The 8,758-nt window shown below is 61.5% G+C and carries 7 protein-coding genes; 5 read left to right on the top strand and 2 right to left on the bottom strand.

What is annotated here, in order from left to right:
- The first annotated feature begins 199 nt into the window (after positions 1–199).
- Positions 200–1,006, top strand: coding sequence for a 4-hydroxy-2-oxoheptanedioate aldolase (hpaI, locus tag HT585_RS30885; protein WP_176356596.1), 807 nt, complete (start codon positions 200–202; stop codon positions 1,004–1,006).
- On the opposite strand, the gene HT585_RS30880 is transcribed toward hpaI, so the two are convergent.
- Positions 1,000–2,088, bottom strand: a complete 1,089-nt coding sequence (locus HT585_RS30880; protein WP_176356595.1) for a mannitol dehydrogenase family protein — start codon at positions 2,086–2,088, stop codon at positions 1,000–1,002. The two genes, hpaI and HT585_RS30880, sit on opposite strands and share 7 nt — an antisense overlap.
- Before the next feature lie 20 nt (positions 2,089–2,108).
- Complete coding sequence (locus HT585_RS30875; RefSeq protein WP_176356594.1) at positions 2,109–2,987, bottom strand: GntR family transcriptional regulator; 879 nt, start codon at positions 2,985–2,987, stop codon at positions 2,109–2,111.
- A 276-nt stretch (positions 2,988–3,263) separates the two neighbouring features.
- On the opposite strand from HT585_RS30875, the gene HT585_RS30870 reads away from it, so the two are divergent.
- The 4 genes from HT585_RS30870 to HT585_RS30855 all read left to right on the top strand — a co-directional run bounded on the left by HT585_RS30870 (position 3,264) and on the right by HT585_RS30855 (position 8,722).
- Complete coding sequence (locus HT585_RS30870) at positions 3,264–4,769, top strand: UxaA family hydrolase (RefSeq protein WP_176356593.1); 1,506 nt, start codon at positions 3,264–3,266, stop codon at positions 4,767–4,769.
- A gap of 41 nt (positions 4,770–4,810) precedes the next feature.
- Entirely contained in the window at positions 4,811–5,830 is a 1,020-nt protein-coding gene (locus HT585_RS30865; protein ID WP_176356592.1) for an aldo/keto reductase, read from the top strand.
- A gap of 236 nt (positions 5,831–6,066) precedes the next feature.
- Entirely contained in the window at positions 6,067–7,056 is a 990-nt protein-coding gene (locus HT585_RS30860; protein WP_176356591.1) for an ABC transporter substrate-binding protein, read from the top strand.
- A 112-nt stretch (positions 7,057–7,168) separates the two neighbouring features.
- Positions 7,169–8,722 carry a sugar ABC transporter ATP-binding protein gene (locus HT585_RS30855; protein ID WP_176356590.1) on the top strand — a complete coding sequence of 518 codons (1,554 nt, stop codon included), beginning with the start codon at positions 7,169–7,171 and terminating at the stop codon, positions 8,720–8,722.
- The last annotated feature ends 36 nt before the right edge of the window (positions 8,723–8,758 follow it).

Raw genomic sequence — 8,758 nt, 5'->3', positions numbered from 1 at the left:
AAGCTTTCCGGCCTTGGCCGCGAAGGCTCCAGATACGGCATCGAGGAATTCACCGAGATCAAATATGTCTGCCTCGGTGGTATCGCCTGACGCATTTTCAGTCTGATACAATCAGATCGCGAAACCGGCCGGAAAGTTCTGGCCGGTTTTTTTGTTTGTGGGTACAGAGATTGCAGTCGTGAAAAGAGGAGATGAAGCGATGCCGGCACCGAGCAACCCCTTCAAGGCAGCCCTTCGCGAGCAGCGCTTTCAGCTCGGGCTGTGGGTCGCACTGGCGAGCCCCTATGCGGCCGAGGTCGTCTCCGGCAGCGGTTACGACTGGCTGTTGATCGACGGCGAGCACGCGCCCAACGATCTGCCGCTGCTCTCGGCGCAGTTCCGGGCCGTTGCGGCGTCCGCCAGCCATCCGATCGTCCGTCTTCCGGTCGGCGATACCGCGCTGATCAAGCAGGCCCTCGATGTCGGCGTACAGACATTGCTGATCCCGATGGTCGAAAGCGTCGAGCAAGCAAGAGAGCTGGTTCGTGCGACCCGCTACCCGCCGCATGGCATTCGCGGCGTCGGCGCGGCACTGGCGCGTGCGTCCGAGTTCGGCCGGATCACCGACTATCTCCACACCGCCAACGACCAGATCTGCCTTCTCCTGCAAATTGAGAGCCGCGCCGGTCTTGCGGCGGTCGACGAGATTGCTGCGCTCGAAGGCGTCGATGGCCTGTTCATCGGTCCATCGGATCTGGCAGCAGACATGGGCTATCTCGGCAGCCCGGGGCACCCGGAAGTGCGCGCCGCGATCATCGACGCCTTCGCGCGCATCGAAAAGGCCGGAAAGGCGCGCGGAATCATGACACTCGATCTCGCACAGGCACGCGATTACCGCGATCTCGGCGCCGATTTCATGGCGATCGGGACTGACGTCACGTCGCTGGTTAGGGCGACCCAGGTGCTGCGACAGGAGTTTTCCGGCGAAGAAAGCCCTGAGGTCAACAAGCTGGAATCCGGCTACTGATCGCAGATCGTGGTTAGTAGCGGCATGGAAACGTCCGGGCTCCAGCGTCGGAGTCCGGTAATCCTTCTCACGATCTTTTCCGAGTGATGGTTGGCGATGTCGGCGAGCCGATGATCGAGGAACGGGTTTCGGAAGCGTTCGAGTGTGGTTTCGACATAGTCGCTGGCCTGTTGCCCGAGGCCCTTGTTGGCAAAGGCGGGCACCACTTCCTGCGCGTAAATGTTCTCGAGCCTTCTGGCGATATTGCCATCGGCGAGAATCTGCCGGACCGTCTCGCCGGGATCGCGCCGCTCACGGAGCCAGATGTCGGCAAGCACCGTATGGCCGAGGTTGAGGATATGCAGCTTCAGCTTTTCATAAGGAGCGAGGTCGTTGACGAGCAGCACGCACGCGTGTCCGCACGGCGCCTTCAGCCCGGGTTGCTTCTCGATCGCCCACAAGGCGTAAGGCTCGGCCACGGCACCGGCCGGCTCGATCGGTTCCGAAACAATGCGGTCGACCAGCGTGTTGGCCCAGATGACCTTGTTTTGCAGCCAGTCCGAGAAGCGAGGGTCGCCCACCCGCTCAAGCGCGACCTCCAGCAAGATCGCCTTCAGCACGTCGCCATTGCGCGACACCAGTTCGCAGGGAAGGACGGTGAGCGGTTTGCCGCCGGCATCGAAACGGGCTTTTAACAGCAGAAGAAGCTTGCCGGGAAAGGACCGCGGCACCCGAGCCGACAGATCGTCGCCTGAAATGTCGTAGCCGGTATCGCCGGTGTTCGAGATCAGGAACTCTGCCTCTTCTGCGACGATGTTGCAGACAGCATCCCAATGATCATTGGTCGACAAGGCGCGGGCGACGCTCTTGACCTGCTCCATTCTGTCCACCGGTTTGCCGTCGACAAGCCCACGGATCGCCACCGGATATCCGCCAGGCTGTGTCAATGCGGCCAGGCGTCCCGCTCGCTCGGCCGAACCCGTCGTCTGGACAACCGTGATGTATCCGGGTGCCGCTTGCCGATCGAGCGCTTCGCTGATGAAGAGATCGGCATGCGCCTGGAGAAAGCGGCTCGTCCCAAACTGCACAAACGGTGTCTTCATCACGGCTTTCCGGTAGCTGGCTATGGAATGGATTGCAGCAGCGTCTCGCGCGCCGAACGCAGATGTCGCCTGCAGGCTTCCTCGGCGCGTTTGGCATCGTGCGACCGCAGGGCTTCGATGTAGGCGAGATGCTCTTCCAGCGCCCGTGCGTTTCGCTGCCGCGCGTTGGTCTTGTTCCATTGATAGTGATAGTGGAACACGATCGAGATGATGTCGTAGAAATCCACGATGAAACGATTGCTCGAGGATTTGTGCACCAACAGATGGAAGCGCTCGTCGAGTTCGGAGAATTCCTTGTAGCGGTTGTCGATGTCCGCGAGGATCTCGTGGTGCAGCGCCTCGATCCTGTTCAGCTCCTGCCAGGCCGGATGGTTGTCCGGCAGTGCCACAAAGCTTGCAGCGGAGCGAAGCTCGAACATTTCTCGGACCTCGGTCAACTCAAGCGCAAATTCGCGGGTGAAGCCTTTGAGGATCCAGTGGCTGTTCGGTCGCTTCTCGATCAGCCCGAACCGGCTGAAGCGGATCAGAAATTCACGAACGCTGGTGGTGCCGGTGCCGATCTCGCGCGCCAGTTCCAGTTCGTTGATCTGCATGCCAGGTTCGGCGCCGCCGGCCAGAATTCGGCGCATGAAGCTGCGCTCGATGATTTCGGCGAGCGAGTCGGTTTCTTCCGTCGGAAAGTAATCGTCCGGCTGCGGTTGGCGCAGCACGATCTTCTTGCGTTTGTCCCAGGTGATCAGCTTCGCTTCCTCGAAGCGGCCGAGAATGGCTCGCACCGTCGTCCGGCTGACGCCGAGCACCTGTCCCAGCTCCGGTTCGGAGGGCAGGGAGGATGTTTCCGCCAGCACTTTCAGGCAGCGGTTATAGGCATCCTTGAAGACAGTGTTCTGTTTTGCCATTGCCAGGGTCCGGGCGGTTGAGGTTGCGCGGGCGACGGAGCGCTGATGCGATCAGCCTTCGCCGGCCGCCGATCTAGCCTGCCGCAGCGCACTTGTCTTCGTCTCTCGCACGAAAATCATGACGTTTCTCCAATCTGGCCGCTGGCTCGCGAGCACACTTCGGTCCGCTGCACTTGTCTCGCCGCATAATACCCATTGACGGCAATCTGTCTATTGTGGATAAAAGACAAATAGCCCCGTATCGAAATCGCAGCAATTTTCACGGAGAATTTCAGGGTGTCTGTGCCGTCTTCAATCCTTCTGGCGCCTGAGGACAATGTCGTCGTGGCGACGCTGGCAATCGCGCCCGGAGAAGCTCTGCCGGGCGGCGTCCTCACGACGACGAAGATCGATCCTGGCCACAAGGTTGCGATCCGGCCGATCCATACCGGTGAGTCCGTGGTGAAATATGCCCAGGCGATCGGGCGCGCGACCAGCGACATAAAAGCTGGCGAGCACGTGCATTCCCACAACCTCTCCTTCGATCAGGATCGGCTGGCGATCAGCCCGCAAGGCGCGCCGGAAGAGGCGAGCGCCGCCGACAAGGCGCGCACCTTCATGGGCTATCGGCGGGGAGACGGACGGGCAGCGACACGCAATTACATCGGCATCATTGCCAGCGTGAACTGTTCCACCACGGTCTGTCGGGCGATTGCCGAGGAGGCCAACAGGCGCATCCTGCCGAAATATGACGGCATCGACGGCTTCGTGCCGATCGTGCATGACCAGGGCTGTGGCATGTCGTCGACCGGCGACGGCATGATGAACCTGCACAGGACCCTGGCCGGCTATGCGCGGCACGTCAACTTTGGCGGGGCGCTGATGGTCGGGCTCGGCTGCGAGGTGAACCAACTGACGCTCTATGGACAGAGCGGCGCCGGGCAGGAAAAGCGCCATTTCAATATTCAGGAGGCCGGCGGATCGCGGCGCTCGGTCGAGCGGGCGCTGGGCATGCTCGACGAAATTGCCGCGGAAGTCGGCCGCCAACGCCGTGTCGCCATTCCTGTGAGCGAAATCATCGTCGGCCTGCAATGCGGCGGCTCCGACGGCCTGTCCGGCATCACCGCCAACCCGGCGCTGGGAGCGGCGGTTGACATCCTGGCGGCTGCCGGCGGCACCGCCATCCTGTCCGAAACCTCGGAAATCTACGGCGCCGAACATCTGCTGCGCAGCCGGGCCGCCAATGATGCGGTTGCCGCCAAGCTCGACGGGCTGATCGCCTGGTGGGAGAATTATGTGGCGCTGCACGGAGCCTCGCTCGACAACAATCCTTCGCCGGGCAACAAACGCGGCGGCTTGACCACCATTCTGGAGAAGTCGCTGGGCGCTGTCGCCAAGGGCGGGCGCTCGCCGCTCAATGCGGTCTATGGTTATGCCGAGCGCGTCACCGAACACGGTCTCGTCTTCATGGATACGCCCGGCTACGACCCGGTGTCGGCGACGGGCCAGGTGGCCGGCGGCGCCAATGTCATCGCCTTTACCACAGGCCGCGGCAGCTGTTTCGGCTGCAGGCCGGCACCGTCGATCAAGCTGACGAGCAACACAGCGCTGTTCCTGGCGATGGAAGAAGACATGGACATCGATTGTGGCGTGATCGCTTCCGGGGAGGCGACAATCGCTGGCCTCGGCCGCGAGATCTTCGATCTGATCATCGATACCGCTTCAGGAAAGAAGACCAAGAGCGAGCTCTTCGGTTACGGCGACAACGAATTCGTGCCCTGGCATCTCGGGGCGACACTCTGACGATGTGATTTTGCACATCCTTGGAGGGAGGAGACAAGGGAATGCAGACAAGAAAGATCGGTCGCACCGACCTGGCGGTGACCGAATACAGTTTTGGCGCCGCCGGTCTTGGCGGGCTCTACCGCGAATGCACGCGCGATGCGGCAATGGCAACGTTGGATGCAGCCTGGGCCGCCCGCTTGCGCTATTTCGACGTTGCGCCCTATTACGGCCTCGGTCTTGCCGAGCGCCGGGTCGGCGACTTCCTGCGCGACAAGCCGCGCGACAGTTTCGTCCTGTCGACCAAAGTTGGGCGGTTGCTGCATCCGGTGCCGGAAGCCGAAGTGCCGGATTATTCCTACGTCAAGCCGCTGAACTTCGACGTTGCGTACGACTACAGCTACGATGCCATCATGCGTTCGGTGGAATTCAGCTATGCGCGCCTTGGTCTCAATCGCATCGATATTCTCTATGTCCACGATATAGGCGTCTACACCCATGGCGCCGCCCGCAATGCCGTCTATCTGAAGCAATTGCTGGATTCGGGCCTGAGGGCGCTGGAGGAACTAAAGGCCGGTGGCGTAATCGCGGCCTATGGACTCGGCGTCAACGAGGTCCCGGTTTGCCTCGATGTAATGCGCCACGCCGATATCGACTGTATCCTGCTTGCGGGCCGCTACACGCTGCTCGATCGGTCCGCCGTCGCCGAGCTGCTGCCACTCTGCGAAAAGAAGAAGACGTCGCTCATCGTCGGCGGCGTGTTCAACTCTGGGATCCTTGCGACCGGCCCTGTCGATGGCGCCCATTTCGACTACATGCCGGCGAGCAGCGAAGTGCGCGATAAAGTCGGTGCCATGGAGCGCATCGCCCGCGAGCGGGGTGTACCGCTCGCCGCCGCCGCGATGCAATTCCCGCTCGACAATCCGGTGGTTGCCTCGGTCCTGCTCGGGACGGCGAAGCCGGAGAGCTTGCGGCGCAACATGGACGCGCTGCGGCACAGATTGTCTACGGACGATTTCTCGGCCTTTGAGCCCTACACGCTTGTGGCGCCGGAGCTTGGATTGGAGGCTGTCCGGGCCTGACGCTTCAGGAGCCGTGTCGGCGGTCTTCGCAGGCAAGGCTTCCCGAATTCGACATGCGAAACGCACTATCGGAGGAGACGGTGCAGTCACGCAAATCGCAGCAACGACTGCTTGCAAAGCGGACAGTGTTGTATTAGCGTTTCAATATGTTTTTTATCGATAAAAGATCGATCTGTAAGCACCTGGCTGATCGATCTCCATAAGATGGAACGAGGTGCACTGAGAGGAGAAACCCAATGAGCATAATCAAGCACATTCTTTCCCGTCGCGCCTTCACAGCCCTGGCAGGAGCGGCGATGATCGCCACCATGGCGCCGGCCGCTTCCTTCGCGCAGGATGTCACCATTCCGATCATCGTCAAGGACACTACGTCCTTCTACTGGCAGATCGTTCTGGCCGGCGCACGCGCGGCCGGCAAGGATCTCGGCGTCAACGTTCCCGAACTCGGCGCGCAGTCCGAATCCGATATCAACGGCCAGATCAGCATTCTCGAAAACGCCGTGGCCGGCGCGCCGGCTGCCGTCGTGATCTCGCCGACAGAATTCAAGGCTTTGGGCAAGCCGATCGACGAAGCCGCCAAGGCGGTTCCGATCATCGGCATCGACTCCGGCGCCGATTCCAAGGCCTTCTCCTCGTTCCTGACGACCGACAACGTCCAGGGTGGCAGGATCGCGGCCGATGGTCTCGCCGCAGCGATCAAGGAAATGTCCGGCAAGGAAGAGGGCGATATTGCTATCATCACCAGTCTGCCGGGCGTCGGTTCGCTCGATCAGCGCCGCGAAGGCTTCCTCGATCAGATCAAGACGAAGTATCCGGGCTTTAAGGTCGTGGCGGACAAATATGCCGATGGCCAGGCGACCACCGGCCTCAACATGATGACCGATCTGATCACCGCCAATCCGAACCTTGTCGGCGTCTTTGCCTCCAACCTGATCATGGCGCAGGGCGTTGGCCAGGCGATCGCCGAAAACAAGCTCGGCGACAAGATCAAGGTGATCGGCTTCGACAGCGACGAGAAGACCGTGGGCTTCCTCAAGGAAGGCGTGCTCGCCGGCCTCGTCGTCCAGGATCCCTACCGCATGGGCTATGATGGCGTGAAGACGGCGCTCGCGGTCTCGAAGAAGGAGAAGGTCGAGGCCAACGTCGATACCGGCGCCAACCTGGTGACCAAGGCGAACATGGCTGAGCCGAAGATCGACGCTCTGCTCAACCCTAAGGTCAATTGACGGCAATCGGCGGCAGTCGTGCAGGGTTCGGCTGCCGCCGAGAATACGGGTGCCAGCGGTCGGATACGAGGACCGGCCGGTGGCAGTCCGTCCCATGGGGAGGAGTGCGCAGATGCCAGGTCTTGATGAGCTCAGCCAACACAAGAGTGACGGTCTGAGGACGGCTGCCCGCCATCCGGTGCCGAAGGGCGAACCGATCCTGGAAATGCGCGCGCTGCAAAAGAAATACGGCGCCGTCGAAGCGTTGAAACCCGCCTCCATCACATTCCTGTCCGGAGAAGTTCACGCCATCGTCGGCGAAAACGGCGCCGGCAAGTCGACGCTGATCAAGCTTCTGACCGGCGTCATCCGCCGGACATCAGGGGAAGTCTTCTGGTGCGGCAAGCTGGTCCAGCTCGACAACCCGCAGGAGGCGATCGCGCGCGGCATCAACGCCGTGCATCAGGAGGTCGTGCTTTGCCCACATTTGAGTGTGGCAGCCAACATGTTCCTCGGCGACGAGATCAACAACGCTGGCCTGATGCGCAAGCGTGCCATGACCGAGGCGGCCCAGAGCGTCCTTGATGATCTTGGCTTCAACCTCCCGGCTGCTGCAACGCTCGGCAGCCTGACGATTGGCCAGCAGCAGCTGGTCGCGACCGCCCGCGCCGCCATGCGCGGCACCCAGTTTCTGATCTTCGACGAGCCGACCGCCTATCTGACCCGCCAGGAATCCGCCCAGCTCTTCCGGCTCATTCGCCGGCTACAGGGCGAGGGGGTGACGATCGTCTATATCAGCCACCGCATGGAAGAGGTCTTCGAACTCGCCGATCGCGTTTCGGTTCTGCGAGACGGCACCCATGTCGGCACGCGAAAGATTGGTGAGACCAACGACGCCGAACTGATCACGCTGATGATCAACCGCACGATCGAGCAGATCTATCACAAGGAACATTTTGCGGTCGGCGAGCCGATCATTGAAACTCGTGGGCTAAGTGGTCCCGGCTTCGAGGACGTGTCGCTGACCGTTCGCGCCGGCGAGATCGTCGGCCTCTATGGCCTGATTGGTGCTGGACGAAGCGAGTTTGCCCTTGGTCTCTACGGCCGCCATGCGGCGACCGCAGGCGAGGTCTACTGGCAGGGCCGCAAGGTCAATATCGCCAACGAGCGCAAGGCGATGGACCTCGGCATTGCGCTGGCGCCAGAAAGCCGGCGCGACCAGGGCCTCTGCCTCAACCTGCCGATCGGCCTCAACATCAACCTGCCGATCTTCAATCGGCTGACCCGCGGACTGACGATCAACCGTCAGAAGGAAATCGAGAATGCGGATCGGCAGATCCGGGATCTGAAGATCAAGACGCCGTCGCGCCGCGTGCTGGCGTCGGCGATGTCCGGCGGCAATCAGCAGAAGATCGTGATCGGCAAGTGGCTGAGCCACGGCGCCAAGCTGTTCATCTTCGACGAGCCGACGGTTGGCGTCGATGTCGGCACAAAGGCGGAAATCTACCGGCTGTTCGCCCGGCTTCTGGAGAACGGAGCAGGGATCATCCTGATCTCCTCCTATCTGCCTGAGGTCTACGAACTGTCCGATCGACTGCACGTGTTTCGGCGGGGGCGGCTGGTCGCCAGCCACGATTATCGCGCGGCAAGCCACGAGGAAGTGCTGACGCAGGCGATCGGTGTCTGATCGCGACAATGACAATCAAGGGGAAGCAGGGAGAAC

The sequence above is a fragment of the Ensifer oleiphilus genome (assembly GCF_013371465.1).
Classification (GTDB): domain Bacteria; phylum Pseudomonadota; class Alphaproteobacteria; order Rhizobiales; family Rhizobiaceae; genus Ensifer; species Ensifer oleiphilus.
The sequence above is the reverse complement of the archived record's forward strand: the minus strand, read 5'-3'. Positions and strand labels throughout refer to the sequence as shown.

What these genes read in the sequence shown, in the direction of transcription:
- hpaI (WP_176356596.1), top strand. Translation starts at nt 200, where the DNA reads ATGCCGGCACCGAGCAACCCCTTCAAGGCAGCCCTTCGCGAGCAGCGC.
- HT585_RS30880 (WP_176356595.1), bottom strand. Translation starts at nt 2,088, where the DNA reads ATGAAGACACCGTTTGTGCAGTTTGGGACGAGCCGCTTTCTCCAGGCG.
- HT585_RS30875 (WP_176356594.1), bottom strand. Translation starts at nt 2,987, where the DNA reads ATGGCAAAACAGAACACTGTCTTCAAGGATGCCTATAACCGCTGCCTG.
- HT585_RS30865 (WP_176356592.1), top strand. Translation starts at nt 4,811, where the DNA reads ATGCAGACAAGAAAGATCGGTCGCACCGACCTGGCGGTGACCGAATAC.
- HT585_RS30860 (WP_176356591.1), top strand. Translation starts at nt 6,067, where the DNA reads ATGAGCATAATCAAGCACATTCTTTCCCGTCGCGCCTTCACAGCCCTG.
- HT585_RS30855 (WP_176356590.1), top strand. Translation starts at nt 7,169, where the DNA reads ATGCCAGGTCTTGATGAGCTCAGCCAACACAAGAGTGACGGTCTGAGG.